The organism is Selenomonadales bacterium 4137-cl (assembly GCA_032334055.1).
Taxonomy (GTDB): Bacteria; Bacillota; Negativicutes; order Sporomusales; family UBA7701; genus Anaeroselena; species Anaeroselena agilis.
The window spans coordinates 553,933-580,446 of the sequence record JAUOZS010000001.1; the positions used below are offsets into that span (position 1 = coordinate 553,933).

26 protein-coding genes and 1 riboswitch are annotated in these 26,514 nt (G+C 62.0%); of the genes, 23 read left to right on the forward strand and 3 right to left on the reverse strand.

Translation table 11 applies throughout. The features are described 5' to 3' along the window. Positions 1-28: 28 nt before the first annotated feature. Positions 29-304, forward strand: coding sequence for a circadian clock KaiB family protein (locus Q4T40_02835; protein MDT8900172.1), 276 nt, complete (start codon positions 29-31; stop codon positions 302-304). Positions 305-306: 2 nt separating this feature from the next. Then, entirely contained in the window at positions 307-1,854 is a 1,548-nt protein-coding gene (locus Q4T40_02840) for a PAS domain S-box protein (GenBank protein ID MDT8900173.1), read from the forward strand. 66 nt (positions 1,855-1,920) lie between these two features. Here Q4T40_02840 and Q4T40_02845 read toward each other — a convergent pair whose 3' ends face one another. After that, positions 1,921-2,577 (reverse strand): PilZ domain-containing protein, encoded by a 657-nt coding sequence (locus Q4T40_02845; GenBank protein ID MDT8900174.1) that lies wholly within the window; start codon positions 2,575-2,577, stop codon positions 1,921-1,923. Between the two features lie 471 nt (positions 2,578-3,048). Here Q4T40_02845 and Q4T40_02850 point away from each other — a divergent pair, with 471 nt between their 5' ends. The 18 genes from Q4T40_02850 to Q4T40_02935 all read left to right on the forward strand — a co-directional run bounded on the left by Q4T40_02850 (position 3,049) and on the right by Q4T40_02935 (position 22,094). Next, complete coding sequence (locus Q4T40_02850) at positions 3,049-4,392, forward strand: hemolysin family protein (protein MDT8900175.1); 1,344 nt, start codon at positions 3,049-3,051, stop codon at positions 4,390-4,392. A gap of 55 nt (positions 4,393-4,447) precedes the next feature. Then, positions 4,448-4,657, forward strand: coding sequence for a hypothetical protein (locus tag Q4T40_02855; GenBank protein MDT8900176.1), 210 nt, complete (start codon positions 4,448-4,450; stop codon positions 4,655-4,657). Beyond that, entirely contained in the window at positions 4,654-4,785 is a 132-nt protein-coding gene (locus Q4T40_02860) for a hypothetical protein (protein ID MDT8900177.1), read from the forward strand. The genes Q4T40_02855 and Q4T40_02860 overlap by 4 nt, the downstream gene beginning before the upstream one ends. 48 nt (positions 4,786-4,833) lie before the next feature. Continuing rightward, positions 4,834-5,652: an adenosylmethionine decarboxylase gene (gene speD / locus Q4T40_02865; GenBank protein ID MDT8900178.1), complete on the forward strand. Its 819-nt coding sequence runs from the start codon at positions 4,834-4,836 to the stop codon at positions 5,650-5,652. Between the two features lie 17 nt (positions 5,653-5,669). Further along, positions 5,670-6,491: an RMD1 family protein gene (locus tag Q4T40_02870; GenBank protein ID MDT8900179.1), complete on the forward strand. Its 822-nt coding sequence runs from the start codon at positions 5,670-5,672 to the stop codon at positions 6,489-6,491. Between the two features lie 88 nt (positions 6,492-6,579). Then, positions 6,580-6,682: riboswitch (purine riboswitch) on the forward strand. Between the two features lie 272 nt (positions 6,683-6,954). Next, positions 6,955-8,325 (forward strand): NCS2 family permease, encoded by a 1,371-nt coding sequence (locus tag Q4T40_02875; protein MDT8900180.1) that lies wholly within the window; start codon positions 6,955-6,957, stop codon positions 8,323-8,325. A 35-nt stretch (positions 8,326-8,360) separates the two neighbouring features. Beyond that, positions 8,361-8,852 (forward strand): 5-(carboxyamino)imidazole ribonucleotide mutase, encoded by a 492-nt coding sequence (gene purE, locus Q4T40_02880; GenBank protein MDT8900181.1) that lies wholly within the window; start codon positions 8,361-8,363, stop codon positions 8,850-8,852. A 20-nt stretch (positions 8,853-8,872) separates the two neighbouring features. Next, positions 8,873-9,580 carry a phosphoribosylaminoimidazolesuccinocarboxamide synthase gene (locus tag Q4T40_02885; GenBank protein ID MDT8900182.1) on the forward strand — a complete coding sequence of 236 codons (708 nt, stop codon included), beginning with the start codon at positions 8,873-8,875 and terminating at the stop codon, positions 9,578-9,580. A gap of 13 nt (positions 9,581-9,593) precedes the next feature. Then, positions 9,594-11,051 carry an amidophosphoribosyltransferase gene (purF, locus tag Q4T40_02890; protein MDT8900183.1) on the forward strand — a complete coding sequence of 486 codons (1,458 nt, stop codon included), beginning with the start codon at positions 9,594-9,596 and terminating at the stop codon, positions 11,049-11,051. Next, positions 11,048-12,100, forward strand: a complete 1,053-nt coding sequence (gene purM / locus Q4T40_02895; protein ID MDT8900184.1) for a phosphoribosylformylglycinamidine cyclo-ligase — start codon at positions 11,048-11,050, stop codon at positions 12,098-12,100. The genes purF and purM overlap by 4 nt, the downstream gene beginning before the upstream one ends. Next, positions 12,093-12,710: a phosphoribosylglycinamide formyltransferase gene (purN, locus tag Q4T40_02900; protein ID MDT8900185.1), complete on the forward strand. Its 618-nt coding sequence runs from the start codon at positions 12,093-12,095 to the stop codon at positions 12,708-12,710. The genes purM and purN overlap by 8 nt, the downstream gene beginning before the upstream one ends. Positions 12,711-12,719: 9 nt before the next feature. Further along, positions 12,720-14,255 carry a bifunctional phosphoribosylaminoimidazolecarboxamide formyltransferase/IMP cyclohydrolase gene (purH, locus tag Q4T40_02905; protein MDT8900186.1) on the forward strand — a complete coding sequence of 512 codons (1,536 nt, stop codon included), beginning with the start codon at positions 12,720-12,722 and terminating at the stop codon, positions 14,253-14,255. A gap of 163 nt (positions 14,256-14,418) precedes the next feature. Beyond that, positions 14,419-15,696, forward strand: a complete 1,278-nt coding sequence (gene purD / locus Q4T40_02910) for a phosphoribosylamine--glycine ligase (protein ID MDT8900187.1) — start codon at positions 14,419-14,421, stop codon at positions 15,694-15,696. A gap of 166 nt (positions 15,697-15,862) precedes the next feature. Then, complete coding sequence (locus Q4T40_02915) at positions 15,863-16,375, forward strand: DUF456 domain-containing protein (protein ID MDT8900188.1); 513 nt, start codon at positions 15,863-15,865, stop codon at positions 16,373-16,375. An 84-nt stretch (positions 16,376-16,459) separates the two neighbouring features. Then, a complete protein-coding gene (locus Q4T40_02920) occupies positions 16,460-17,080 on the forward strand; it encodes a TetR/AcrR family transcriptional regulator (protein MDT8900189.1) in 621 nt (206 codons plus the stop codon). Between the two features lie 199 nt (positions 17,081-17,279). After that, complete coding sequence (locus Q4T40_02925; GenBank protein MDT8900190.1) at positions 17,280-17,870, forward strand: TetR/AcrR family transcriptional regulator; 591 nt, start codon at positions 17,280-17,282, stop codon at positions 17,868-17,870. Between the two features lie 43 nt (positions 17,871-17,913). Next, positions 17,914-18,999, forward strand: a complete 1,086-nt coding sequence (locus Q4T40_02930) for an efflux RND transporter periplasmic adaptor subunit (protein MDT8900191.1) — start codon at positions 17,914-17,916, stop codon at positions 18,997-18,999. Next, on the forward strand, positions 18,996-22,094 hold the full coding sequence (locus Q4T40_02935) for an efflux RND transporter permease subunit (protein ID MDT8900192.1): 3,099 nt from the start codon (positions 18,996-18,998) through the stop codon (positions 22,092-22,094). The genes Q4T40_02930 and Q4T40_02935 overlap by 4 nt, the downstream gene beginning before the upstream one ends. 335 nt (positions 22,095-22,429) lie before the next feature. Here Q4T40_02935 and Q4T40_02940 read toward each other — a convergent pair whose 3' ends face one another. After that, a complete protein-coding gene (locus Q4T40_02940) occupies positions 22,430-23,230 on the reverse strand; it encodes a MetQ/NlpA family ABC transporter substrate-binding protein (protein ID MDT8900193.1) in 801 nt (266 codons plus the stop codon). Between the two features lie 186 nt (positions 23,231-23,416). On the opposite strand from Q4T40_02940, the gene Q4T40_02945 reads away from it, so the two are divergent. The 3 genes from Q4T40_02945 to Q4T40_02955 are packed head-to-tail and all read left to right on the forward strand — an operon-like array spanning position 23,417 to position 25,432. After that, complete coding sequence (locus Q4T40_02945) at positions 23,417-23,722, forward strand: YerC/YecD family TrpR-related protein (protein MDT8900194.1); 306 nt, start codon at positions 23,417-23,419, stop codon at positions 23,720-23,722. Continuing rightward, the gene (gene hisZ, locus Q4T40_02950) at positions 23,719-24,921 is read left to right on the forward strand and encodes an ATP phosphoribosyltransferase regulatory subunit (GenBank protein ID MDT8900195.1); all 1,203 of its coding nucleotides are present in this window, start codon (positions 23,719-23,721) and stop codon (positions 24,919-24,921) included. The genes Q4T40_02945 and hisZ overlap by 4 nt, the downstream gene beginning before the upstream one ends. After that, the gene (locus Q4T40_02955) at positions 24,905-25,432 is read left to right on the forward strand and encodes an HD domain-containing protein (GenBank protein ID MDT8900196.1); all 528 of its coding nucleotides are present in this window, start codon (positions 24,905-24,907) and stop codon (positions 25,430-25,432) included. The genes hisZ and Q4T40_02955 overlap by 17 nt, the downstream gene beginning before the upstream one ends. Positions 25,433-25,486: 54 nt before the next feature. Here Q4T40_02955 and Q4T40_02960 read toward each other — a convergent pair whose 3' ends face one another. Beyond that, on the reverse strand, positions 25,487-26,440 hold the full coding sequence (locus Q4T40_02960) for a D-2-hydroxyacid dehydrogenase (GenBank protein ID MDT8900197.1): 954 nt from the start codon (positions 26,438-26,440) through the stop codon (positions 25,487-25,489). Positions 26,441-26,514: the final 74 nt, after the last annotated feature.

Genomic DNA, 26,514 nt, shown 5'->3' on the forward strand with positions numbered 1-26,514 from the left:
AGCCGGTCACGGGCAAGGCGATGGCTGTATGCTGTATTTGTTCATCGCCGGGTCGACGCTGCGTTCGCAGCGCGCTGTCGCCAATATGATGAGAATGTGCGACGAGGCGGCGATTTCCGCGGACCGGCTCAAGATCATCGATATTTTCGAGCAGCCGGCGCTGGCGAAGACGGAGCAGATCGTGGCGGTGCCGACGCTGGTGAGAAAGCTGCCGGAGCCGGTGCGGCTTTTTATCGGCGATCTCGCCGACCGGGAGGAAATAATGGCGGCCATTGGACCGCAATCTTGGGGCGCGGGTGGATGACGATGAGAGACGAATGCGACAGTGACGCTCTGGCGAGGGAAGTGCTGAAGCTCCGCCAGGAGCTGGCGAACGCCAATAATATCATCGACGCGATCAGAAACGGCGAGGTGGACGCGCTGCTGATGAGCGGGCGCGACGGCGAGGACGGGGTGTACGTCCTGAAGGGGGCGGACCGGCTTTACCGGGTGATCGTCGAGGAGATGCAGGAAGGGTGCCTGACGCTGGCGCCGGACGGGACGGTGCTGTTCTGCAACCGGCGGTTCGCGGCAATGCTGGGGAAGCCCCGGGAGGAGATTACCGGGACATCGGTGTATACGCTGCTGGAGTCGGAGGACGGCGAGTTGCTCAAGTGGATTTCCGGGGTCAGCCGCGGCGGGATCAAGGCCGAGATGAAGGTGAGGACAGGCGACGGGTTTAGCTTACCTGTGCTGGTGACGGCCAGCGAGGTGAAGGTCGACGGGGAGGCGTTTTCCTGCCTGATCGTGACCGACCTCAGCGAGCAGAAGCGCCGGGAACGGATGACCAAGCTGATTTTCGACCAGTCAGGCGAGGCGATAATCGTGTGCGACAGCCAGGGGAAGATCGCGCGAGTGAACGCCGCGGCGGCGGCGATGTTCGGCGACGGGCTGCTGGGGGCGGATTTCAACAGGCGGCTGTTCCTGACCGAGGAGCGGACGGGGGCGGTTTTCCACCTCCAGTCGGCGGTGGCGCAGGGGCCGGTGAAAGGCAGCGAGGTATGCTGCGCGGGCCCGGACGGGGCGGCGGCTGTGCTGCTGCTGAGCGCCGGGCGGCTGACGGCCGGCGACGACGCGCGGTTCATGGGGTATCTGGTGACGATGACAAATATAACGGAGATCAAGAATTATGCGCGCGAGATCGGCCGGCTCGACCGGCTGAATCTGATCGGCCAGATGGCCGCGGGCATCGGCCATGGGGTGCGCAACCCGCTGACGACGGTGCGGGGTTATCTGCAGTTTTTCCTCGAAAAGGCGGGTCTCGCCGGGCATCGCGAGTCGTTTCGGCTGATGATCGACGAGCTGGACAGGGCGAACACGATCATTTCCGATTTCCTGTCTTTGGCGAAGAATAAGACGATCGAGCTCCAGCCGACCGATCTTAACAAGGTGATCGAGAGCGTTTTCCCCCTGCTGCAGGCCGACGCTTTCCGGCGGGGGTGCAGGCTGACGCTCGAGCTTGCCGAGATCCCGCAGGTGACCGCGGATGAGAAGGAGATCCGCCAGTGCCTGCTGAACTTGGTGCAGAACGGCCTGGACGCAGTGCCCGAGGGCGGGCTGGTGACGGTGAGCACGCGCTGGACCGGCGGCGAGGTGATAATGGCGGTGCACAACGACGGACCGGAGATTCCGCCGCACGTGAAGGAGAAGCTGGGCACGCCGTTCTTCACGACGAAGGATAAGGGAACGGGGCTGGGTCTGCCGGTTTGCTTCAGTATCGCCGACAGGCATAACGCCCGGCTGGATGTGGCGAGCAGGCCGAGCGGGACGACTTTTTCGCTGGTGTTTGCGGAAGCGCTTAGGTCCGCCGGGTGAGCGCAGCGAACAGAAGAAATATTTAGACCCCGGCCGTAGTGGCCGGGGTCTTGTGGCGCGGGGGGGTTAGCCGAACAGTTCCTGTTCTTTTTTGCGTCTTTCGACTTGCTTTCTGAAGATGTATTTGACGATTTCGCCGCGTTCGCGTTCTTTGATGTCTTTGAATTCGATGGCGGCGGCATGCCGTTCGCCGGGTTCCTCGGGCGGGATGTCGCGGATGACTTCGCCCAGCGTTTCGATGGTGCCGACGCCGGGGAGGGGGAGGGTGATTTTGAGCTTGGCGCCGGGAGGCAGCGGCTTGTTTAGCGCGACCCTGAGGCCGCCGGCGCTGATGTCTTTGGTGAGGGTGGCGATGACGAGGCTGCCGTCTTGTTCTTCGATGAGCTCCAGTTTGACGTCGAGGACGTCGTGGATGCGGACGTAGGAGCGCATCTGGATTTTTTTGAGGTCGGCGGGGGGAGAAATTATCCACAGGGGGATGGGGTCTTCGACGGTTTGGAGGAGGTTGGCGTTGAAGAGGTAGGCGCAGCTGTCGGCGGCGACGCGGATGCTGAGTTTGCGGCCCGGCCACGGGGGGAGGTATGCGCCCCGCCGGTAAGGGGCGGCGATGGTCATGGAGGCTGCGCCGATGTCCTCGATGCGGCTGGAATAGATCAGACGCTGCTTTGAGTCCGGGTCTTCGACGATTAGATCGATTTTCTGGGGAACGTGAAAGTTCTTCATTCGGCCCTCACTCCGTGCAACGAATTGGATATAGATATTGATTAAATTCTACAGGTCGGGGCGGTTTTCCTGCCGCGGCGGGACGAACGGGACGGGCAATAGGACCGGTTGCCCGCGAAATTAAGGCGAAGGTCGGATTCCAAAGAATGCATTGCTGTGGTTTAATTAAGGTGCGAGAGTGTACCGACAAACGAGCGTGAGAAGGGAAACGAGATCGCAGAGGCGCAACTCCGCGGGCAGGGCGGGGTTGCGCCTCTGTGTGCCGGCCGGGGGTTGGCGGAGGGGCGGAAGGCGGCGAGAAAGGGCAAAATCCGGCGCTAGGACCCGGCCGGCACGGTCGCCGGCCACATTTTCCGGCAGAGGGCGGCAGCGAGGGCGTGCCGCTGATGCGGACTGTTTTCTTTTTGTTGCCAGGGCATGCTATAATATTAGCTAAAAAGTTGTTTATTTCGAGGAGAGTGTTATAAAGGGTTGGAAACGCCTTCAATAAGTACGGAGCTCGGGGTTATTTTCCTGCTGATCGTCGCGAACGGTTTTTTCGCTCTCGCGGAGATGGCGATCGTTTCTTCGCGGCCGGGGCGGCTTGAGCATATGGCTTCCCAGGGCGGGCGCGGCGCCGCGCGGGCGCTGAAGCTGGCCCAGGAGCCGACGGATATGCTATCGGCTATCCAGGTGGGCATTACCCTGATCGGTATTTTTACCGGCGCTTTCGGCGGCGCGACTCTTTCGGGGCATCTGGCGGCGTGGCTCAAGGAGGCGCCGGCGCTGGCAGGGTTCGCGGATTCGGTGAGTCTCGTACTGGTCGTCGCCGGGATTACTTATGTTTCGCTGGTTGTCGGCGAGCTTGTGCCGAAACGGATCGCGCTTAATAATCCGGAGCCGATCGCCGCTTTCGTGGCCAGGCCGATTACTTTTTTTGTGACGGTTAACCGGCCGCTGGTGCGGCTATTGAGTTTTTCGACCCGATTCGTGCTGGCGGTGTTCCGCGCCAAGCCGCCGGACGAGCCGCCGGTGACGGAGGAAGAGGTCAAGGTGATGATCGGGCAGGGGGCGCAGCACGGGGTTTTCGAGGAGAGCGAGCGGGAGATGGTGGAGAATATCTTCCAGCTTAGCGATATGCGCGCCGGGGCGCTGATGACCCCCCGGGTGCAGATCGAGTGGCTCGATCTCGAGGATTCGGCGCACCAGAATATGAGTATCATCGTCGAGGGGCGCCATTCGTGCTTCCCGGTGGCCAGGGGCAGCCTCGACGAGATCGTCGGGGTGGTGTTCACGAAGGATCTGCTGGCCGACCATGTGGCCGGCCAGGAGCTCGATTTCGAGCGGTTGGCCCGCGAGCCGATTTATGTGCCGCGCAGCATGCCGGCGCTGAAGGTGCTGGAGGCGTTCAAGGAGGAGAAGATGACCATCGCGCTCGTTATCGACGAGTTCGGCGGCATCGACGGCCTGGTGACGCTTAACGATATCATGGAGCATATCGTCGGCGAGATCGCGCTGGGCGACGGGGCGAACGACGATGAGGCGGTCCGCCGGGAGGACGGGTCGTGGCTCCTCGATGGGATGATGGATATCGAGGATTTCAAGGAGCTGTTCGCTTTCGGCGAGCTGCCGGAGGAGGAACGGGCAGGATATCAGACGCTGGGCGGGTTCGTGATTTCGTTCTTCGGCGATATTCCCCAGACGGGGGAGAGTTTCGCGTGGGGCGGCTATCGTTTCGAGGTGATGGACATGGACCGCACGCGGGTCGATAAGGTGCTGGTGGCGGCTTTGCCGCCGGAAAATGGCAACGATGTTGTCGAGTATCCCTCGGTGTAGGCCGGGGGATATTTTTTCGCTTCGTTTCGGGAAGACTAATGTCGGGAGGTGGGAAATGGTGCGGAAAAAGACGGACAGCGAGGCGTTCGCGTCGGAGTATGCGATGAGCGCCGGCGACAACGCGGTGTCCCGCGAGCAGATCGACAGGTCGATAGTAGCCGGAGAGGTCGCCAATGAGCATTCTTTCCGCGCCGCGTGCATGCGCGGCCTGGACGACATTTCCCAAGACCGAAAAAACGATAGGCGAGGAGGGGGTTCTGTGTGAAGAAGAGGCTTGTCGGCGGTTATTTCTCCAGTGTGCCGCTGGCCCAGATTATCACCGCCACCGCCGATATCGCGCCCGAGGACGAGGTCCGGGACGACAGCCCGGACGGGGAAGGTTATGAGGACTGACGGAAGGACGGCAGCCCCGGACGCGCTCCGGGGCTTGGCTTTGTGAATATGGATGTCAAGGCGCTGAAGAAGAAGCTGCAGCTTTACGGGTTCAATAATCTGACCAAGACGTTGAGTTTCAATATGTACGACATTTGTTACGCGATCAGCCCCCAGCATCGCCGCGAGTATATAGACTATGTCGACGAGGAGTACAGCGCCGCCCGCCTGACGGCTATTTTAACGGCGGTGGCGGGCATCATCGGGGCGAATATCCTCAATGTCGCCCAGCAGGATTACGAGCCGCAGGGGGCGAGCGTGACGATGCTGATTTCCGAGGGCAAGGAGGGGGACGCGCTTTCCCAGGTGAATGCCGCCGCTCCGGAGGTGAAGGCCGCGGAGGCGGTGGTGGCGCATCTCGATAAGAGCCACATTACGGTGCATACTTATCCGGAGAGCCACCCGGACAAGGGGATCAGCACTTTCCGGGCCGATATAGATGTTTCGACGTGCGGCGAGATTTCGCCGCTGAGGGCACTCAATTTCCTGCTGGGGAGTTTCAATTCGGATATTGCGATCATCGATTACCGGGTGCGGGGGTTTACCCGCGATGTTGCCGGGAAGAAGTATTTCATCGATCACCGGATAAATTCCATCCAGAATTACATCGCCAAGGAAAGCCGCGACAGGTACAATATGATCGATGTGAACGTTTATCAGGAGAATATTTTTCATACTAAAATGATCCTTAAGGAGTTCGATCTCGATAATTATTTGTTCGGTACGGCGAAAAAAGAGCTGCTGCCGGGCGAGAAGAAGAAGATCAAGCAGCGCCTGAAGCGGGAGATGGCGGAGATTTTTTACGGCCGGAATGTTCCCAAGGTGTAGCGGAGGGGGGTGGCGAGGTGGCAACCGCCCAGTTTAAAGCGGCCGCGCTGACGAACGAGATCGGCCTCAACGCACTTGCCGCCCATTTCGGCATCCGCCGCAAGTACCGGTGGGAGGATTCGCTGGCCTTGGGCGAGCGGGCTCTCAAGGGCGTGGTGCTGGAGCCGGCCGGCAAGTCGGTGCATGTTTTCTCGTTCGGTGCGGTGGTGTTCGTGAATTGCCAGCACCATGAGATGATGGATGTGATCCGTTATCTCGGGCAGGTGGAGGGCGGTCTGGCGGAGGCGGCCGCTCTGACGCATTCCGATGATTACCGCATCGAGGTTTCGAGCGAGGAGGAGCCGTCGGTCAACAACGACTGCCTGGTGGTGCCGCGGGAGGAGGGCTACCAGAGGGAGATGGTGGCGACCGTGCTGGCGAAGTCGGTGGCGCTGGAGCGGACGGAGACGGGCACGAATGCTTTGTTGGACGAGATCGAGGATGTGGTGGCGCTTTTGGGAAAGGGGCGCCTGACGATGTCGGACGAGCAGTTGGCGCAGATGTCGGCCCGCATCCTGGGGTTTCGCCTGAGTACGCTGTCGTATATAATGCTGCTGGATAAGCCGGACATAACCTGGGTGAACGAGGGGGCGGGGGCGCTTTACGACGAGTTGGGGGCGCTGTTCGAGCTGACCGACCGGTACGAGAGCATCCGCCATAAGACGGAGGCGCTGATGGACATCACGACGGTGTTCGCGGGGCTGGCCCACGCCAAGCGCGGCACCAGGCTGGAGTGGGCGGTGATTATCCTTATAGCCATCGAGATTGTGCTGTCGGTGACCGATATGGTGATGAGGTAGTTCGCCGGAGGATGCGAACGTTTTTGAGGAAGGTGCGAAAAAGGTTCACTTTTTTCGTTGACACTGTGCCGCCACCGGCGTTAAAATGGATATGGACAAGTTAATAGCTCGTATTATTTTGGGGATATGGCCCAAAAGTTCCTACCGGGCGACCGTAAATCGCCCTGACTACGGGTGAAAGTGTACCTAGGGTTCCGCATGACCGACGCCGCTCGTGCTGCTGCTTCGGCTTGGCCTGGACCGAGTGGTACAGGCGCCACTCGGTGACGCTACACCGGAGGGATAAAAACCCGGGCGGGGAGGTTTCGCTCTTACGAGATGGAAATTCCCCCGCCGGGTTTATTTGTTTTCTCCGTGACGGCCAGCCGAGAGGCCGCAGTGGCCGCGTGTTGCCAGCGGGCGAGTAAAAAACGGCTCTGCGGGTATAATGGGAAACAGCCTAGCAGATTGGACAGGTGATGATATGCTGGAACGACTGTTTTCCCTGCGCGAGCGCCGTACCGACGTCAGGACCGAGGTGCTGGCGGGTGTTACCACTTTCATGACGATGGCTTATATCCTGTTCGTCAACCCCAGCGTCCTCGGGACGGCGGGCATGGACAGGAACGCCGTGCTGCTGGCGACCGCCATCGGCGCGGGGCTGGTGACGATCATGATGGGGCTGTTCGTGAATTATCCGATCGCCCTGGCTCCCGGGATGGGGCTGAGCGCATTTTACGCTTTCACGGTTGTCGTCGGCATGGGGGTGCCTTGGCAGACGGCGCTGGGGGCGGTGTTCATTTCGGGGCTGATTTTTATCGCCCTGACCGTGACCCGCGTGCGCCAACTGCTGGTGGAGGGGATTCCGACTTTTCTCAAGCACGCTATCACGGCCGGCATCGGGTTGTTTATCACTATCATCGGGCTGAAGCTGTCGGGTCTGATGACGATCAGGCTGTCGCTTATCCCGTCGACGGTGGAGCGGCTTGTCGCCGCAAAGGGCAATGCCACGCCCGCCCATTTCGAGACGATTATCGAGATGGGCAGTCTGGCGGAGCCGCAGGTGCTGCTGGCGATGTTCGGCCTGCTGCTTATCGGCGTGCTGACGGCCCGGAAGATGAGGGGCGCGATTCTCGCGGGCATCGTGACGACCACTGTTCTGGCGGTCGCGGCCGGGGTGGTCAAGGTGCCGGCCGGCTTCAGTCCGGTGGCTGTGCCCGATTTCAGCCGCAACGCGTTTTTGGCGCTCGATATCTGGGGGGCGCTTAATATGGGGCTGGCAACGATTATTTTCACCTTCACGTTCGTGGAGCTGTTCGATACGATGGGCACGCTGGTCGGAACGGCCACCAAGGCGGGGCTGATGGACAAGCGCGGCCGTTTCCCCGGCATCGGCAAGGCGATGCTGGTGGACGCGACCGGCGTGAGTCTCGGCGCTCTTTTGGGCACGAGCACGTTAACTTCGTATATCGAGAGCGCGGCCGGCATTGGCGTCGGCGGCCGCACCGGCCTGACGGCGGTGACGTGCGGCATCCTCTTTCTCTTGGCGCTGTTCTTCACGCCGCTGGCCGGCCTGATCCCCGATGCGGCCACGGCTCCGGCGCTGATCTTCGTGGGCGCGATGATGATGGAAGGGGTGCGCCATATCGATTTCGGCGATTTGAGCGAGGGGCTGCCGGCGTTTTTGACTATCACGCTGATGCCCTTTACATACAGCATCGCCAACGGCATTTCGGCCGGCCTGGTTTTTTACCCGATCCTCAAGCTGGCGACCGGGCGCGGCCGCGAGGTCCACTGGATCGCCTACGTGATGGCGGCGCTCGTGATTTTGCGGTTTGTCTACCTGGCCGGTTAAGCCGGCCGGAGCATCGGATATTAAGGAGGAGTAGCATGAAAGTAGCGATAATCATGGGCAGCGATTCCGATCTGCCGGTACTGGAGCCGGCGCTTAAGACGCTGGAGGAGTTCGGGGTGGCCGCCGAGGTTGTGGTGGCTTCCGCCCACCGCACTCCCCAGAAGGTGCACGATTTCGTGTCGACGGCCGCCGACCGCGGCGTCGGCGTGTTCATCGCCGCCGCCGGCGCCGCCGCCCACCTGCCGGGCGTGGTTGCCAGCTTTACCACGCTGCCGGTCATCGGCGTGCCGGTCAACTGCACGTCGCTGGGCGGGATGGACGCCCTGCTGAGCATCGCGCAGATGCCGTCCGGCATCCCGGTGGCGACGATGGCGATCAACGGGGCGAAGAACGCCGCGCTGTTCGCCGTGCAGATCCTGGCGACCGCCGATCCCGCGCTGCGGGAAAAGCTGGCCGACTACCGCCGGACGATGGCCGCCGAGGTCGAGCGTAAAGCCGCCAAGGTAACCGCCAGTCTTAATAAATAATTTATACGGAGGAATGAAAAATGGCCCAAATGCTTTACGAAGGCAAAGCCAAAAAGGTATACGCCACCGAGAATCCTGACGAGTATCTGGTATTTTACAAGGACGACGCCACCGCTTTCAACGGCGTCAAACGGGGAACGATCCTTAACAAGGGCGTCCTCAATAACAAGATTTCCGCCTTTTTCTTCGATCTGCTGGGCAAGAACGGTATTCCCCATCATTTCGTGCGCTTGGTCAGCGACCGCGAGATGCTGGTCAAGAAGCTGACTATCCTGCAGATCGAGGTGGTCGTGCGCAATATCGCCGCCGGCAGCCTGGCCAAGCGTATCGGCTGGGAGGAGGGGCGCAAGCTGCCGCAGCCGGTCGTCGAGCTGTATTACAAGAACGACGATTTGGGCGATCCGCTTATTAACGAGTACCACGCCCGGGCGATGGGCCTGGCCGACGACAACCAGCTCAAGGCCATTCAGGAGCTGGGTCTGAAGATCAACGCCATTCTGGGCGCTTATCTTAAGGAGAAGAAGCTCGAACTGATCGATTTCAAGCTGGAGTTCGGCCTCCACAACGGCCAGTTGCTCCTGGGCGACGAGATATCCCCCGACACCTGCCGCTTCTGGGACAGCGAGACCGGCCAGAAGCTCGACAAGGACCGTTTCCGCCGCGACCTCGGCGATGTCGAGGACGCTTACAAAGAGGTGCTGTATCGCCTGACGGGCGAGAAGCTTTAAGGAGATTGACGGCGTGTACTGTGAACTTACGAGCGACAAACCGCGCGAAGAGTGCGGCGTATTCGGCATCTATTCCCGCCATGACGATGTGGCCCTGAACACGTACTGGGGCCTATACGCCCTCCAGCACCGCGGCCAGGAGAGCGCCGGCATCACTTTGACGGACGGCTGCCAGATGGACGTCCAGCGCGGCATGGGCCTGGTCGGCGAGGTGTTTCGCAAGGGGCTGCCCGAGATGCCGGGGGCGCACATCGCGATCGGCCATGTGCGCTATTCGACCACCGGCTCCAGCCTGCTGATCAACACCCAGCCGCTGATGGTCTCGTATTCGGGCGGGCATATAAGCCTGGCCCACAACGGCAACCTCACCAACGCCCGCGAGCTGCGCGTCGATCTCGAGCAGAAGGGCAGCGTTTTTCAGACATCGATCGACAGTGAGGTGATCGTCAACCTGATCGCCCGTTCGGGCAAGGATACGATCGAGGACCGCGTGTTGGAGAGCGTGGCCCGGATCGAAGGCGCTTACTGCCTGGTGATCATGACCGACGACAAGCTCATCGGCGTCCGCGATCCCCACGGCTTTCGGCCGCTGTGCATCGGCAAGCTTAACGGCGGCTGGGTGCTGGCGTCCGAGTCGTGCGCGCTCGATTCGGTGGGGGCGGAGATGATCCGCGACCTGGCGCCGGGCGAGATGGTGGTCGTCGACGACGCCGGGCCCCGTTATTACAGCTTCGCTGCGGGCAACCGGCGGGCGCTGTGTATTTTCGAGTATATTTATTTCGCGCGTCCCGACAGCGTCATCGACGGTCAGAGCGTGTACGCCGCCCGCTTCGCCATGGGGCGCCAGCTGGCCCGCGAGAGCGGTTTCAAGGCCGATCTCGTCATTTCGGTGCCAGACTCGGGGACGACCGCGGCCCTCGGTTTCAGCTACGAGTCGGGCGTGCCGTTCGCCGAGGGGCTGATCAAGAACCGCTACATCGGCCGCACCTTCATCCAGCCCGAACAGCAGAAGCGGGATACGGGGGTGCGGATCAAGCTCAACGCCAACCGGGCGGTGGTGGAAGGCAAGTCGGTGATCATGGTGGACGACTCGATCGTCCGCGGCACGACCAGCGGCAAGATCGTCAAGATGCTGAAGGAGGCGGGCGCGACGTCGGTGAAGATGTGCGTCAGTTCGCCGCCGATCGGCTACCCGTGCTATTACGGCATCGATACGTCGGCCCGCAAGGAGTTGATCGCCGCCAGCAAGCAGGTGGAGGAGATCAGGGATTTTATCGGTGCCGACGCGCTGTATTATCTATCGCTGGAGGGATTGCACGGGTCGGTGGCCAATATTGACCATGGCCGGATGTGCTACGCCTGCTTCAACTGCGATTATCCCTGCAACATACCCGGCGGGGAAGAGGCGGCGGGCAGCAAATTCGTATTTGAAGCGGCGGCGAGCCGCAAGAAGTGCGGGGGAGAGGGATGAGCGAAGGATTGACATACCGCCAGGCCGGGGTGGATATCGACGCCGGCAACAAGGCGGTGGACATGATGAAGAAACATGTGCGGGCGACCTATCGCCCTGAGGTGCTGGGCGATATCGGTGGCTTCGGCGGCCTGTTCGCGCTGAACGCGGCGAAATACAAGGAGCCTGTCCTGGTGAGCGGCACCGACGGTGTGGGCACCAAGCTGAGGCTAGCCTTTATGATGGACAGGCACGACACCATCGGCCAGGATGCGGTGGCGATGTGCGTCAACGATATCCTGGTGCAGGGAGCCGAGCCGCTGTTTTTCCTCGATTACCTGGCGGTAGGCCGCCTGGAGCCGGAGAAGGTGGCGGCGATCGTCAGCGGCGTCGCCATCGCCTGCCGCGAATCGGGCTGCGCCCTCATCGGCGGCGAGACGGCCGAGATGGCAGGCTTCTACCCTGACGGCGAGTACGATATCGCCGGCTTCGCGGTCGGCATCGCCGATAAATCCCGCCTTATAACCGGCGAGAAGATCAGGCCGGGCGACGTGCTCATCGGCCTGCCGTCGAGCGGCCTCCATTCAAACGGCTTCTCGCTGGTGAGGAAGATCTGTTTCGACGTTAAGGGGCTGACGGCGGATGCGACTGTGCCCGCGCTGGGCAGGACGCTGGGCGAGGAGTTGCTCGTCCCCACGCGTCTGTATCCGCGGGTTTGCCTGCCGTTGTTCGACCGGTTTTCCATCCGCGGTCTCGTACATATCACCGGCGGCGGCTTTTACGACAATATCCCCCGGGTGTTGCCCGCCGGCTGCGGCGTGACGGTCGATGCGTCGGCGTGGCCCATGCCGCCGATCTTCGCGCTCCTGCAGGAGTGGGGAAGAGTGGCCTGGCCGGAGATGTTCCGCACCTTCAACATGGGTATCGGCATGATCCTGGTGGTGCCTGAGGGCGAGGCGGAAGCGGTGCGCAAGGACCTCGCCGGGCGCGGCGAACAGTCGTATATCATCGGCGCGGTAACGGACGGCGAGCGGGCCGTCACCATCAGGGGAGGCGTGTTCGATGAATAGGGCGGTGCTCGGCGTGCTGGTATCGGGGCGGGGCAGCAATCTGCAGGCCATCCTCGACGCCATCCAGGCCGAACGGCTCAGGGCGAAGATCGGCGTAGTAATCAGCGACACCCCGGGCGCTCTTGCCCTTAAGCGGGTGGCCGGCTTCGACATCGCCACTACTGTCATCGAGCGGAAGAAGTTCGCCGACCGGCGCTCGTTCGAGCAGGCAATCGCCGCCGAGCTCCAGCTCCATCATGTGGAGCTGGTCGTGCTGGCCGGCTTTATGCGCATTCTGAGCAGCGAGTTCATCGGCCATTTTCCCGGCCGGATCATGAATATCCATCCCGCTCTGCTGCCCGCTTTTCCCGGTCTGGACGCCCAGGCCCAGGCGGTAAGGTACGGGGTCAAGGTGTCGGGCTGCACGGTCCACTTCGTCGACGAGGGCGTGGACACCGGCCCGATCATTCTTCAGGAGGCCGTGCCGGTGCTGGACGGCGACGACGAGCATTCTTTGGCGGAGCGCATCCTCCATGTCGAGCATAAGCTCTATCCCCGGGCAATCGGCCTGTTCTGCGAGGGGCGCCTCAGGACCGAAGGGCGCAGGGTGATAATCACTGAGAAACGGTAGGTGGCTGGAATGAAGATCGAACGAGCACTTATAAGCGTATCGGACAAGACCGGGGTGGTGGAGTTCGCCCGCGTCCTCCACGGCCTGGGGGTGGAGATTGTCTCCACGGGCGGGACGATGAAGACGCTGAAGGAAGCGGGAATACCCGTGGTGTATGTGAGCGAGATCACCGGCTTCCCGGAAATAATGGACGGTCGGGTGAAGACCCTCAATCCGTACATCCACGGCGGCATCCTCGCCATCCGCGACAACCCCGAGCATGTGCAGGCGATGCGCCATCACAAGATCAGGGGTATCGACATGGTGGTGGTCAACCTTTACCCCTTCCGCCAGACGGTCGCCAAACCGGACGTTACCCTGGGCGAGGCGGTGGAGAATATCGATATCGGCGGTCCGGCGATGATCCGGGCGGCCGCCAAGAATTTCGCCTATGTGGCGGTGGTGGTGAATCCGTCCAACTACGCGCAGATCGCCGACGAGCTGACCAAGAAGGGCGAGATTTCCCAGGAAATGAGGATGGAGTTGGCGCGGGAGGCTTATAGCCATACTGCCGAATACGACGCCTGGATCGCCCGCTATCTCGCCGGGCAGCTTGGCCAGGGGCGGTTTCCCGCCCGGCTGCAGCTGGTGTTCGACAAGGTGCAGGATCTGCGCTACGGGGAAAACCCCCACCAGCAGGCGGCTTTTTATCGCGAGCAGGGCTTCGCCGGGCCGGGGGTGGCAGGCGCCCGACAGCTTCACGGCAAGGAACTGTCGTTCAATAACATCGTCGACCTTGAGGCGGCGTTCAATATCGTGAATGAATTTTCCGCGCCGGCGGCGACGATCATCAAGCATACCAACCCCTGCGGCACCGGCACGGGCGAAAGCCTGGCGGCGGCCTACGCGAAGGCGTACGAGGCCGATCCGGTTTCAGCGTTCGGCGGCATCATCGGTCTCAACCGCGAGGTGGATAAAGCCACGGCGGAGAAAATCGGCCAGCTATTCGCCGAGGCGGTGATCGCGCCCGGGTACAGCGATGAGGCGCTGGCGGCGCTGAGCGAGAAGAAGAATATCCGCCTGCTGGCGGCCGAGTTCGGTAAAGGCGTGGATGCTCTCGATATCAAACGGGTTTCGGGAGGCATACTCGTGCAGGACGCCGACGCCGGCGACCCGGACGCGAAGCTCACGGTGGCGAGCAAGCGTCAACCGACCGCCGGCGAAATGGAGCAGCTCGATTTTGCCTGGAAGGTGGTCAAGCATGTCAAGTCGAACGCCATCGTCGTGGCGGCGGACAACCGCACCGTCGGCGTGGGCGCCGGCCAGATGAACCGGGTGGGCGCGGCGAATATCGCCCTGACCCAGGCCGGCGAGGCGGCCAAGGGAGCCGTGCTGGCCTCCGACGCGTACTTCCCCTTCCGGGACACGGTGGACGCCGCCGCGAAGGCGGGCGTGACCGCGATCATCCAGCCGGGAGGCTCGATTCGCGACGAGGAGTCGATCAAGGCGGCGGACGAGCATGGGATTGCGATGGTGTTTACGGGCGTTAGACATTTTAAACATTAACAGGGCCAGGCCGTTGATAAGGCCCGTCTGCGGCGTTAGACCTCCGGGCGCTTGCTTGCGTACGTTCGAGTACGCGGCGCGGCGCGTCCTCGGTCTGCCTTGCATCCGGACCTTCTGAACGGCCTGGGTATGTTTCAAACGGTGTGAGGAAGGGGGACTTTTGATGCGAGTTTTGGTGATCGGCGGCGGCGGGCGGGAGCACGCCCTGGTGTGGAAGCTGGCGGCCAGCCCGCGGGTGGAGAAGATCTACTGCGCGCCCGGCAACCCTGGCGTCGGCGCGTTGGCCGAATGCGTCGATATAGACGTGAAGGACAATACCGCGCTGGTTACCTTCGCGTGGGAGAAGAAGATCGACCTGACGGTGGTGGGGCCGGAGGCGCCGCTGGCTAACGGGATCGTCGACGTTTTCGCCGCCCACGGCCTGAAGATTTTCGGTCCCGCGCAGGCGGCGGCCAGGATAGAGGGTTCGAAAGCGTTCGCCAAGGATATCATGCGCAAGTACGGGATACCGACCGCCGGCTACGGGGTTTTTACCGACGCGGTCGCGGCCCGGGACTACATCAAGGAGCAGGGCGCCCCGATCGTCGTCAAGGCCGACGGCCTGGCGGCCGGCAAGGGCGTCGTGGTGGCGATGACGGAAGCGGAGGCGCTTGCGGCGGTCGATATGATCATGACGGACGCCGTTTTCGGGACGGCCGGGGCGCAGGTGGTTGTCGAGGAGTTTATGCAGGGCGAGGAGGCTTCGCTGCTGGCGTTTACCGACGGCCGGACGGTGGTGCCGATGGTGTCGGCCCAGGACCATAAGCGGGTTTTCGACGGCGACCGGGGGCCGAACACCGGCGGCATGGGCGCATATGCCCCGGCGCCGGTGCTTACGCCGGCGGTGCTGGAGCGGGTGATGAAGGAGATCCTCCAGCCGGCGGTGGACGCGCTGCGCGCCGAAGGCTGTCCCTACTGCGGCTGCCTGTACGCCGGCCTGATGATTACCGACGCCGGGCCGAAGGTGGTGGAGTTCAACGCTCGTTTCGGCGATCCGGAGACCCAGGTGGTGTTGCCTCTGCTGGAGAGCGACCTGACGACGGTGATGGAGGCGTGCATCGACGGCACGCTGGACAAGACGGCGGTGGTCTGGCGGGACGAGGCGGCGGTGTGCGTGGTAATGGCGGCCGGCGGCTATCCCGGGGAGTATGACAAGGGGGACGTCATCAGCGGCCTGGAAGAAGCCGCGGCGGCCGGGGCGGTTGTTTTCCATGCCGGCACGGCGCTGAAGGACGGCCGGGTCGTGACGAACGGCGGCCGGGTGTTGGGCGTGACCGCGATGGACCGGGATGTGCTGCGGGCGATCGAGAAGGCGTACGCCGCCGTGGACAGAATCGGTTTCCGGGGGGCGCACTGTCGCCGGGATATCGCCCACCGGGTGATCGACAGGGTGAAGAAGTAATACAGGGGAGGGCTGTCCACTAGGTCCATCTGCGGCGTTGCTCCTCAGAGCGCTTGCTTGCGTACTTCGAGTATGCGGCGCGTCGCGTTCTTCCGGTGCGCCTTGCATATGGAGCCTATTGAACGGCCTCCGGCAATTCAATCAAAGGGATTAGGAAGGTAATCATATGGAATTCGGCCTGGTCGCCGCCAATGTGATATTGATCGTCTTTTTGCTGTTGGCGGTAGGGCTGACGCTCTTTGCTCTGCCAGGCAATTTCGTCATTTTGCTGGCTGCCGTGGGCTACGGTTTTTACGAGGGTTTCAGCCGCTTTGACGGCGGGTTCCTGTTTACGCTCGGCGGCCTGTTCGTACTGGGCGAGGCGGTGGAGTTCGTTGCCGGCATGCTGGGGGCGAAACGTCACAACGCCTCGGGGCGGGCGGTGGTGGCCGCATTGGTGGGCGGCATTGCCGGGGCGATTGCCGGCACGGTGGTGCTGCCGGTCCTGGGGACGGTGGCCGGGGCGGTGGCGGGGGCGTTCGGCTTGAGCTACGTCGCCGAGTACAGCAAGACGGGGGACCGGGAGAAGGCGGCCCGGGTGGCGCGGGGCGCCGCCGCCGGGCTGCTTGTTGGCACGCTGTTCAAACTGGCCGTGGCTGTGGGGATGGCGGTGGCGATCGTTACTCGCCTGGCGTGGTGATGGTTGACCGGCCGGTCAATTTTGCGTTGACAGGCTTTCCGGGGCCTCCTATAATTAAAATATAAGCAGCACAGGGAGGTTGCCATGGCCTATTACCGTGAAGACCCGCAGGGCGATGACTCGCGCTCCAAGCGCCAGCAGATTCTTGAGGCCGCTTACGCCGTTTTTTCCCGCAAGGGCTACCACCGGGCGACGGTGGACGAGATAATCGCCCTGGCGGATACCGGCAAGGGGACGGTGTATAATTATTTCAACAACAAGGAGCAGCTTTTCTACACCCTCATCCGTGAGCGCAGCCAGCCGTTCGAGACTGCGCTGGAACAGGTGGCCGACGCCGATCAGCCCGTGCTTGATAAGCTGCAGGCGATGGTCAGGCTGTTTTTGCGCTTCTATCTGGACAACGCCGCCCTCTGGCGGGTGATGATGCACGAGATTCGCGGCTTTGGCAGCGACGGCCTTTCGTATGTGAAGGCGGAGACCCGCGATAAGTACCGGGAAGGCTTCAGCCGCACCATCGGGATGCTGGGCAGGGTGCTGCAGGAGGGGATCGACCAGGGGCTGCTGAGGGAGGTCAATGTCGCCCATACGGCGCATGCTCTGTTCAGCGTGATCGTGGCCCTGACTTTCCAACAGTTTGTCGCGGATGTGGACACGGCGGCTCACGAGGTGACGGATATTTTTCTGTATGGTTTGGTCCGGAAGTAACGGCGTTTTTTATAGGAACCTTTGACCAGCCGGTCATGGTTTGGAGGGCCTCTTTCAACTGTTGTTGAGAGGGGCCTTTCGCTTTTGGTCCCGGGTGACGCGCGCAAAACGGTGTTGATATTTGGAAACTGGAATACTATAATAGTTTATAAGGGCGAGTAGGACCCATGTTAAGCAGATTATCCGGCAGGTGGTGCGTATGGACAATATTAAGGAATTAATCCTCGACAAGGCGCGGGAGCGGTTTGACCGTTTCGGCTACAAGAAGACGACCATGGACGAGATCAGCCATGATTGCCGCGTTTCCAAGAAAACGCTTTACGAGCATTTCCGGGATAAGGAGGATTTGTTCAACAGACTGTACGTACGCGAGTGCCGGGCGGCCAGGGACACGATCTTCGCCCGCATGGGCGAGGTCGCCGATCCGCTTGACCGCCTCGTGCGGTTGCTCAGGACGGCGATCGGCTATTTCAACGAGGACAATTTCCTCACAAGGCTGCTGCGGGACGATTACGCCCTGTTTACGGCCTGTTTTACTTCCGAGCATCAGCGGCTGATCGACGACGAACTGGTCGCGATCATCGCCGGGGTGATCGACGAGGGCAAGCAAAAGGGCAGTATCCGGGATGTGGACGGGGAGATTGTGGCGTACGCGGGGCTGAAGCTGTTTCAGGCGTTCAGCTATATGCGCACGACCCGCTTTTCGGCGGAGAAAGAGGAGCAGGACTATTACACCGGGGTGCTGGTCGATTTTATCGTCCACGCCGTAGCCGGCCGGCAGGCCGGCTAGCGCTGATGACTGGCAAGGATTCACGGATTTGGAGGTTGACGGGATGGGGAAGAAGTACTTAACCGGCGGGGCGGCCGTGATTGTGATCGCCGGCCTGCTGTTGGCGGGCTGCGGGACTGAGGAGAAGGCCAGGGAGGAGGCACCGCTCGTTCGCACGCAGGTTGTGAGGATGGGCGGGGCCGGGCAGCCGGTCAGTTATTCGGGCGAGGTGAGGGGCAGGTACGAGAGTCAGCTTGCTTTCCAGGTGGGCGGAAAGATCGTCAGGCGGGCGGTGGAGCTCGGCAGCGCGGTCAATCCGGGCGATACGCTGCTGGAGATCGACCCGAAGGATATCAGCCAGGCGGTGGCGGTGAGCGCCGCCCAGGTTTATTCGGCCGAGTCGCAGCTTAAGCTGGCGGAGAACAACCTGCACCGTTACCGGCAATTATACGAGCAGGCGGCGGTAAGCCGCGCGCAGTACGAGCAGTATCAGAACGCCTATGACGCGGCGCTGGCCGCGGCGCGCCAGGCGTCGGCCCAGCACGCCCAGACTTCCAACCAGTTGGGGTACAGCGTCCTGCGGGCCAACGGGGCTGGGGTGATTTCCGCCGTGAACGCCGAAGTCGGCCAGGTGGTGAGCGCCGGGCAGGCGGTCGTGACTCTCGTGCGCGACGGCGAGCGGGAGGTGGAGATCGATGTTCCCGAGAACCGCGGCGAGGAGCTGCGGAAGGCAGGGAAGATCAGCGTGAATTTCTGGGCGCTGCCCGGGGTGGCTCTCGCCGGGAAGGTGAGAGAGGTGGCCCCGATGGCTGATAAGGTTTCGCGTACTTATAAGGTGCGGGTTAGCCTCCCCGATTGCCCGCCGGAGGTAAAGCTCGGCATGACGGCGACGGTGACGGTAACACCTCCGGCTTCGGGGAACGGACGGTCCGCCTATATACCCTTGGCGGCGGTGTACCAGACAGGCGATTCCCCCTGCGTGTGGGTGGTGGATAAGGGCGCGGTCGTTCTCAGGAAGGTGAGGTTGGGCGCGTTCGGGGACGGTAAGGTCGAGGTGGCCGAGGGCCTCGCGGACGGCGAGACGATCGTAACGGCAGGCGTGCACAAGCTGCGCGAGGGGCTGAAGGTGCGCACGGGTGACGGTTTATGAAAAGGGTCAATCTGACCGAATGGGCGCTTAATAATAAGGGCCTGGTTTACTATTTCATTATCCTGATTTTTGTCATGGGGGTGTTTTCCTACCGCCAGTTGGGGAGGATGGAAGACCCCGATTTTGTCATCCGCCAGATGGTGGTTTCTGCGGCCTGGCCGGGGGCGACCGCCCGCGAGGTGGAGGAGCAGGTTACCGATAAGCTTGAGAAGAAGCTGCAGGATACGCCCGGCCTGGATTATCTGAAGAGTTATTCGCGGCCGGGGAAGGCGGTCATTTATGTGACGCTGAAGGAGTCGCTGCGGGAGACGGATGTCCGGCCGACGTGGCTGGAAATCCGCAACCAGATCAACGATATCAAGGGCACGCTCCCGCAGGGGGTGATCGGCCCCGCCTTCAACGACCGCTTCGACGACGTGTACGGCTGCATTTACGCGCTGACGGCCGACGGGTTCACGTACGAGGAGATGCGCGACCGGGCGGAGAAGATCCGCCGCGTCCTGCTGGGCGTGAAGAATGTCAAGAAGGTCGAGTTGATCGGCGTCCAGACGGAGAAGATTTATGTCGAGATCGAAAACAGCAAGCTTGCTAAGCTGGGCATCGATCCGGCGCTGATAATCGGCACGATCAAGGCGCAGAACGCGATGGCCGCCTCGGGGATGATCGAGACGGCGTCGGATAACGTGTATCTGCGCGTCTCCGGCCTGTTCGGGGATTTGGAGGCCATCCGCAATCTGCCCATCCGGGCCGGGCGCACTTTCCGGCTGGGCGATATCGCCAAGGTAGAACGGGGCTATGCCGAACCGGCCGAGCCGAAGATGTTTGTCAACGGCCAGCCGGCAATCGGCATCGCGCTGTCGATGGATAAGGGCGGCAATATTCTGGCGCTCGGCGAGGATCTGGATATGACGCTGGCGCAGATTAAACGGGATTTGCCGCTGGGGCTGGAGATTACCCAGGTGGCGAATCAGCCCAAGGTTGTCGAGGATTCGATCGGCGAATTCGTGAAGTCGCTGCGGGAAGCGATCATCATCGTGCTGGTGGTGAGCTTTCTCAGCCTGGGAGTGCGTTCGGGGGTTGTTGTGGCGCTGTGCATCCCGCTGGTGATCGCCGGCGTTTTCGCGGCGATGAAGATGGCGGGCATCGATTTGCACAAGGTTTCCCTGGGGGCGCTGATTATCGCTTTGGGGTTGCTGGTGGATGACGCGATTATCGCCATCGAGATGATGTCGGTCAAGCTGGAGCAGGGGTGGGAGCGGTTCGATGCCGCCTGCTACGCTTATAAGGCCACCGCTTTTCCCATGCTGACGGGTACGCTGATAACCTGCGCCGGGTTCATCCCGATCGGCTTCGCCAAAGGGAACGCGGCGGAGTTCACCAGCAGCCTGTTCACGGTGATCTCCATCGCTTTGCTGCTGTCGTGGCTGGTTTCGGTCGTCGTGACTCCGCTGTTGGGCTATAAGCTGATCAAGCCGAAGGCGGCGGCCGGCGGGGAGCATGATATCTATGACTCGAAGTTTTACCGGCTTTTCCGGCGGGTGCTGACCTGGTGCCTGCGTAACCGCGGCCTGGTGCTGGGAATCACGGTGGCGGCGTTCGCGGGGTCGATTTTCCTGCTGAAGTTCGTGAAACAGGAGTTTTTCCCGCCCTCGGTGCGGCCGGAGATCATCGTCGAGATGACGCTGCCGGAGGGAGCTTCGCTTGCGGCTACGGAGGCCGAGGCCGGGCGCCTGGCCGAAATGCTGGCCGGCGAGTCCGGGATCGACAATTACAGTTATTATATCGGCCAGGGGGCGCCCCGCTTCGTGCTTACGACCGATCCGGTCCTGCCCAGCGCCAACTACGCCCAGTTCGTGGTCGTGGCGAAGGATTTGCCGGCCCGGGCGAGTCTGCAGAAGAAGATCGACGAATTGCTCGCCAATCATTTCCCCAATGTGCGCGGCCATGTGAAGCTCATTCAGACCGGGCCGCCGTCGCCGTACCCGGTGATGCTGCGGGTCAGCGGCTACGACCATGACAAGGTTCGGGCGCTCGCCGGCAAGGTCGCCGATGCGATGGCCGGCAACCCGAAGCTGTTGAACGTCAATCTGGACTGGAACGAGAAGAGCAAGGTCATGCGGCTGGCTGTGGACCAGAACAAGGCGCGGCTGCTGGGGGTCGACAGCCAGAGCCTGGCATCGAGTCTGCAGATGCAGTTGTCGGGGGCGGCGGTCACCGATTTTCGCGAGAAGGATAGGACGATCGCTGTCGTGTTCCGCCTCGCCGAGGGGGACAGGAGGGATTTGTCGGCGGTGAGGAGCCTGCCGGTCCATATCGGCGGCGGGAGGTTCGTCGCGCTGGAGCAGGTCGCCCGGCTGAGTTACGAGGCCGAGGAAGGGCTGATCTGGCGCCGGGATCTTAAGCCGACGATCACCATCCAGGCGGACGTGGCGCCGGGGATTACCGGCAACGACGCCAGCCGTCAGGTCTACGACGGCCTGGCGTCGCTCAGGAAGAACCTGCCGCCGGGTTACGGCATCGATATCGCCGGCTCGCTGGAAAGGAGCAAGATCTCGATCGGGTACCTGCTGCAGCCGGTGCCGGCGATGGTGGTGGTGATCATAACCCTGCTGATGCTCCAACTGCAGCGGATGTCGCTGATGTTTCTTACGCTGCTGACCGCGCCGCTGGGCATAATCGGCGTGAGTGTCGCGATGCTGCTGACGCAGCGCCCGATCGGCTTCGTGGCCGAGTTGGGAATTCTGGCGCTCGGCGGGATGATTATCCGCAATTCGGTTATCCTCATCGATCAGATCGAGCAGCATATAAAAGCCGGTGAGACGCCCTGGGACGCGATCGTCGACTCGGCGGTGCTGCGGTTCAGGCCGATAATGCTGACAGCCGCGGCCGCCATTTTGGGAATGGTGCCGCTGCTGCCGAGCAGCTTCTGGGGGCCAATGGCGGTGGCGATCGCGGGCGGCCTGTTCGGGGCGACCGTTTTGACGCTGCTTGTGCTGCCGACGATGTACGCCGCCTGGTTCAAGGTGGCGGCGCCGGACGCGGGCGCCGCGGCGCCGGGCGGCGGGCCCGACGCGACGCGGGCTCCGGGCAGCTAGGGCGGGAAGAAATAAAACAACCGGGGGGAGCGCTTGGTGCGCTCCCCCCTCTTCGTACAATTATAATTGTACCGCTACCGTTTGCCGGCAAACGCAAACGTGTCGTCAGTTACCGATATTGAATTGTGGGTCCCAGGTCAGATCCATTGATTCTTCCTCTTCGGGATGACCATGGAACTGTGTTTCGGGTCCGACAGAACCATTCAATGGAATCACCCCATTTCCCAATTTATAAGCTTTGTCTTTTTAGCTCGTCCCTTTGTCTTTATTATACGACATTTCGGGCGGCTTTTCAAGCGGTTTCCGTGTATACATATCGGGACACCCGGCGGGGCTTACCAGGTCGCGACGACCGCGCCCTGAAAGCGCCGGCCGATGTAGTCCTTGACGTGGTCGGAGCGATATGCGGCGATGAGTGCCTTGACGGCGGGGTTGTCTTTGTCTGCGGCGCGGACGGCGATGATGTGGGGGAATGGCGAGTCGGCCCCTTCGCTGACTAGGGCGTCGCGGGCCGGTACGAGGCCGCCGGCGACGGCGTAGGTGCTGCCGAGGGCCGCCAGGTCGAATTCGGCCAGCCGGCGGGCGATATCGGCGGCGTCCACCTCGATGATGCGAATCCTGCGGGGGTTGGCGACGATGTCGGTGGTGGCGGCCTGTAGCCCGGCGTCTTCCCGCAGGGTGATTACGCCGGCTTTCGCCAGCAGCAGCAGGGCACGGCCGCCGCCGATGGGGTCGTTGGGGATGGCGACTGTCGCCCCGTCAGGCAGGTCGGCGGTGCGGGCGATTTTGTTCGAATACAACGCCACGGGAAAGACAACCGTCTTGGCAACCGACACCAGCGGCAGGCGGCGGTCGGCGACGAGGGCGTCGAAGTAGGGCAGCGCCTGGAAGCTGTTGGCGTCGACGTCGCCCGCGAGCAGGAGGTCGTTCGGCTTGAAGTTGTCGTCGTATTCGAGAATTTCGATCGTCACTCCGTCCCTGGCCGCCATTTCTCTGGCCGCATACAGGATTTCGGCGTGGGGGCCGGAGGTTGTGGCCACTTTGAGCGTTTTGCCGTTCGTATGGACGGCGGGGCCGAAAACGCCGGCGAGCAGGCCGGCGACGGCTATGATGATTGCAAGCTTGGCTTTTTTCACTGGGTCCTCCGTCATGCGTTTGAGCGCGGTGCCGCTAATGACAGTTTATACCGCGACCGTCTTTTTTTGCAAGGGAACGTATAACCATTTTCATAAATTAAAGAATAAAAGGAGTGAAGCAGGAACGGGGCGGAGAAAAGCCGAATAATCTAGGAAACGGATGCGGAGGTTAAAGGAGTTGAGTTTATGCCTGTGAATCCGAGGCTGAAAGAGCCTCTCACCGATCAGCTTTTTGCCGGGGTGCTGCTGCTTGAGACAGAGGAGGAGTGCTACCAGTTCTTCGAGGATGTCTGCACCATCGGCGAACTGAAGGCAATGGCCCAGCGCCTTGAAGTGGCCAGGATGCTTAAGCATGGCCGCACCTACGACGATATTGTCGCCAGGACGGGGGCAAGCACGGCGACAATCAGCCGGGTGAAGCGCTGTCTTTATTATGGCGCGGACGGTTATAAGACGATTCTGGCCCGCTTGGACGGAGAGGAGATAAAATGAGCAGAAGCCAATTTTTACCGCAGATTCCTTACGGGACGAAAGATTTTCTGCCCCGCGACGCCAGGCGCAAGCGGGCGGCTGAGAACGCCCTGGCCAGCCTGTTTGCCCGCTGGGGATATGACGAGGTTGTGACGCCGACGTTCGAGTATCTGGAAACGCTGACTGTGGGCGTCAGCGGCGACCTTGTCCAGAGCCTGTTCAAGTTTTTCGACAGAAACAACGCCATCCTCGCCCTGCGGCCGGATATGACCACGCCGATCGCCAGGGTGGCGGCGACCAGGTTTCGCGAGAGCGTCCCGCCGCTGCGCCTTTTTTACCTGACCAACGTTTTCCGGCAGGAGCAGGCCCAGGCGGGGCGGCAGTGCGAATTCTACCAGGCCGGGGTGGAGCTGCTGGGGGCGGGCGGGCCGGCGGCCGATGCCGAGGTTGTGGCCCTGGCGGTTACGGCGCTGCTGGAGACCGGGCTGACGAATTTCCAGGTCGGCCTCGGCCAGGTGCAGTTCCTGAACGGGGTGATGGCGGAAAGCGGCCTGACGGCGGGCGAGCAGCAAAGGGTCAAGCAGTTCCTGGTCAGCCGCGATCTCGTCGGCCTGGGGGAGATTCTGGCGGGCAGCTCGCTGAGTGCCGCCGCCCAGAAACTCATCAGGGAGATACCGCTGCTCCACGGCAATGACAAGGTCGTCAGCGAGGCGTACCGGCTGGTGGGCAACGATGTCAGCCGCGCCGCGCTCGATAATCTGGCCGACATCCGCCGCCTTCTCGCCGGTTACGGCGTAGAGCGTTACGTCACGTTCGATCTTGGCCTTATCCGCGATCTGGATTATTACACCGGCATGGTTTTTGAAGGCTACACGCCCGGCCTCGGTTTCCCGCTGTGCGGCGGCGGCCGCTACGACAACATGGTGGCCGCATTTGGTGTCGATTGCCCCGCTACCGGCTTCGCCATGGGGATCGAGAGGATATTGTTGGCGCTGGAACGTCAGGGGATCGCGCCGCCGGAGGCCGTCCGCGATGCGTATGTGGCCTGGGACGAAGGGGCGCTGGCCGCCGCCATCGCCGAAGCCGGCCGCCTGCGCCACGAGGGTCGGACAGTCGAGATGGCCCTGGAGGCTAGTTCGCGTGCGGAGGCGGAAGCGGCGCGGGCGGCCAAGGGCTATTCCCGGCTGGTGTATTGCGACAATAATGTGGCGGCGGGTTAAACAGGTTCTCGCCGCATTGACCGCCAGGGTGACGGCGGCTGACCGGGAATTCGTCGCCGCATGGCTTGCGCCTGCAGAGCGGGAGCTGTTTTACGCGATGAACCTGCCAGATCAGTACCACGCCCTGCAGGTCGCCTACACCGCCCGTCGCCTCGCCGCCGGGCGGGGCGGCGTCGATTATGGGCTTTTGACGCGTTGCGCTCTTCTTCACGACGTCGGCAAGGTCAAGGGAGATGTAAGTACGTTTGACAAGACGTTCGCCGTTCTCGCCCACCGGCTCGCTCCCGGCCGGGCGGAAGGCTGGGGACGGGCCGGCCGCGGGGGGAGGATCGCCAACCTCCGTCACGCGCTCCACGTATATTTCCGTCACCCGGAACGGAGCGCTGCGCTGCTGGCGGGAATCGGCGCCAACGAGCGGCTTGTCGGGATAATCAGCAGCCATCACCAGCCGCCCGCTCCGGGCGAACCGCCGGAGCTGACGATCCTGCGCGAGGCGGACGATATGCACTGAAAAGAGCCAAAAGGAAAAGTCCTTTTGGCTCTTGGCGGTTATGTTGAACTTGGTTTAGTATCCTTTGACCTTGTCGATAATATTGAACATCTCTCTGTTCTGGGTGAAGCGGTCGAGGTTGTCGACGAACAGTTTGACGGCCCGGTCAAGGTAGTAGGGCGAGATGGCCGCCAGGTGGGGGGTGACGATGACGTTGTCCATCGACCATAACGGGCTGTCGGCCGGCAGCGGCTCGTTTTCGAAGACGTCGAGACCGGCGCCTTTTATTACGCCGAGCTGCAGTGCGAGCGTCAAATCGGCTTCGCGGACGACGGCGCCGCGGGCGATGTTGAAGAAATAGGCGGTGGGTTTCATGGCCCGGAATTCTTCGAGGGTGAACATGCCGGCAGTTTTGTCGGTCAGCGGCACGGCGGAGACGACGAAGTCGGAGACGGCCAGCATTTCGTGGAGTTGTTCGGGTTTATAAAGCTTGTCGACGAAGATTTCGGTCGTCATCTCCTGCTTGGTGGCGACGACCTCCATGCCCATCCCTTTGGCCTTTTTGGCGATTTCGCGGCCGATGCTGCCGAGGCCGACAATGCCGATGGTTTTTTCGTGGACTTCGTCGGTGGGCACCCTGTTCCAATTGGCGGTCTGCTGCTGGCGGATAAGGAGATTGAGGCCGCGGGTGAAGGCCAGCATCATCGCGAAGACGTGCTCGGATACCGGGATGCCGTGAATGCCCTTGGAGTTGGTGAGGATGGTGTCGCTGTCCTGGATTTCCGGGAAGGTCAGGTTCTCGACCCCGGCGCTCAGGGCATGGACCCATTTCAGGCGAGGGGCGGCGAGGTAAAGGGGACGAATGTCCGTCCAGCCCCAGGCTACGAGGATATCGGTGGCGGCAATGTATTCGCGGGCATGTTCGGGATCGGAGACGGAAACGGTGATGCCCGGCATCACCGCGGTGATGGCGTTCTTGTGGCGGTCGGCCAGGTTGTTGAGGACGAGGATATTGAGCGCGCTTGCCATAGTGAGCCCCCTTACGAGGATTATTATCTGTCAAATACTTCTACACATACGTAAAAATTCCTACAAGAGGGGTT

Coding starts and splice junctions, on each gene's coding strand:
- Q4T40_02835 (MDT8900172.1), top strand. CDS start 29: ATGCTGTATTTGTTCATCGCCGGGTCGACGCTGCGTTCGCAGCGCGCT.
- Q4T40_02840 (MDT8900173.1), top strand. CDS start 307: ATGAGAGACGAATGCGACAGTGACGCTCTGGCGAGGGAAGTGCTGAAG.
- Q4T40_02845 (MDT8900174.1), bottom strand. CDS start 2,577: ATGAAGAACTTTCACGTTCCCCAGAAAATCGATCTAATCGTCGAAGAC.
- Q4T40_02855 (MDT8900176.1), top strand. CDS start 4,448: ATGGTGCGGAAAAAGACGGACAGCGAGGCGTTCGCGTCGGAGTATGCG.
- speD (MDT8900178.1), top strand. CDS start 4,834: ATGGATGTCAAGGCGCTGAAGAAGAAGCTGCAGCTTTACGGGTTCAAT.
- Q4T40_02875 (MDT8900180.1), top strand. CDS start 6,955: ATGCTGGAACGACTGTTTTCCCTGCGCGAGCGCCGTACCGACGTCAGG.
- purE (MDT8900181.1), top strand. CDS start 8,361: ATGAAAGTAGCGATAATCATGGGCAGCGATTCCGATCTGCCGGTACTG.
- Q4T40_02885 (MDT8900182.1), top strand. CDS start 8,873: ATGGCCCAAATGCTTTACGAAGGCAAAGCCAAAAAGGTATACGCCACC.
- purM (MDT8900184.1), top strand. CDS start 11,048: ATGAGCGAAGGATTGACATACCGCCAGGCCGGGGTGGATATCGACGCC.
- purN (MDT8900185.1), top strand. CDS start 12,093: ATGAATAGGGCGGTGCTCGGCGTGCTGGTATCGGGGCGGGGCAGCAAT.
- purH (MDT8900186.1), top strand. CDS start 12,720: ATGAAGATCGAACGAGCACTTATAAGCGTATCGGACAAGACCGGGGTG.
- purD (MDT8900187.1), top strand. CDS start 14,419: ATGCGAGTTTTGGTGATCGGCGGCGGCGGGCGGGAGCACGCCCTGGTG.
- Q4T40_02915 (MDT8900188.1), top strand. CDS start 15,863: ATGGAATTCGGCCTGGTCGCCGCCAATGTGATATTGATCGTCTTTTTG.
- Q4T40_02920 (MDT8900189.1), top strand. CDS start 16,460: ATGGCCTATTACCGTGAAGACCCGCAGGGCGATGACTCGCGCTCCAAG.
- Q4T40_02925 (MDT8900190.1), top strand. CDS start 17,280: ATGGACAATATTAAGGAATTAATCCTCGACAAGGCGCGGGAGCGGTTT.
- Q4T40_02930 (MDT8900191.1), top strand. CDS start 17,914: ATGGGGAAGAAGTACTTAACCGGCGGGGCGGCCGTGATTGTGATCGCC.
- Q4T40_02935 (MDT8900192.1), top strand. CDS start 18,996: ATGAAAAGGGTCAATCTGACCGAATGGGCGCTTAATAATAAGGGCCTG.
- Q4T40_02945 (MDT8900194.1), top strand. CDS start 23,417: ATGCCTGTGAATCCGAGGCTGAAAGAGCCTCTCACCGATCAGCTTTTT.
- hisZ (MDT8900195.1), top strand. CDS start 23,719: ATGAGCAGAAGCCAATTTTTACCGCAGATTCCTTACGGGACGAAAGAT.
- Q4T40_02955 (MDT8900196.1), top strand. CDS start 24,905: ATGTGGCGGCGGGTTAAACAGGTTCTCGCCGCATTGACCGCCAGGGTG.
- Q4T40_02960 (MDT8900197.1), bottom strand. CDS start 26,440: ATGGCAAGCGCGCTCAATATCCTCGTCCTCAACAACCTGGCCGACCGC.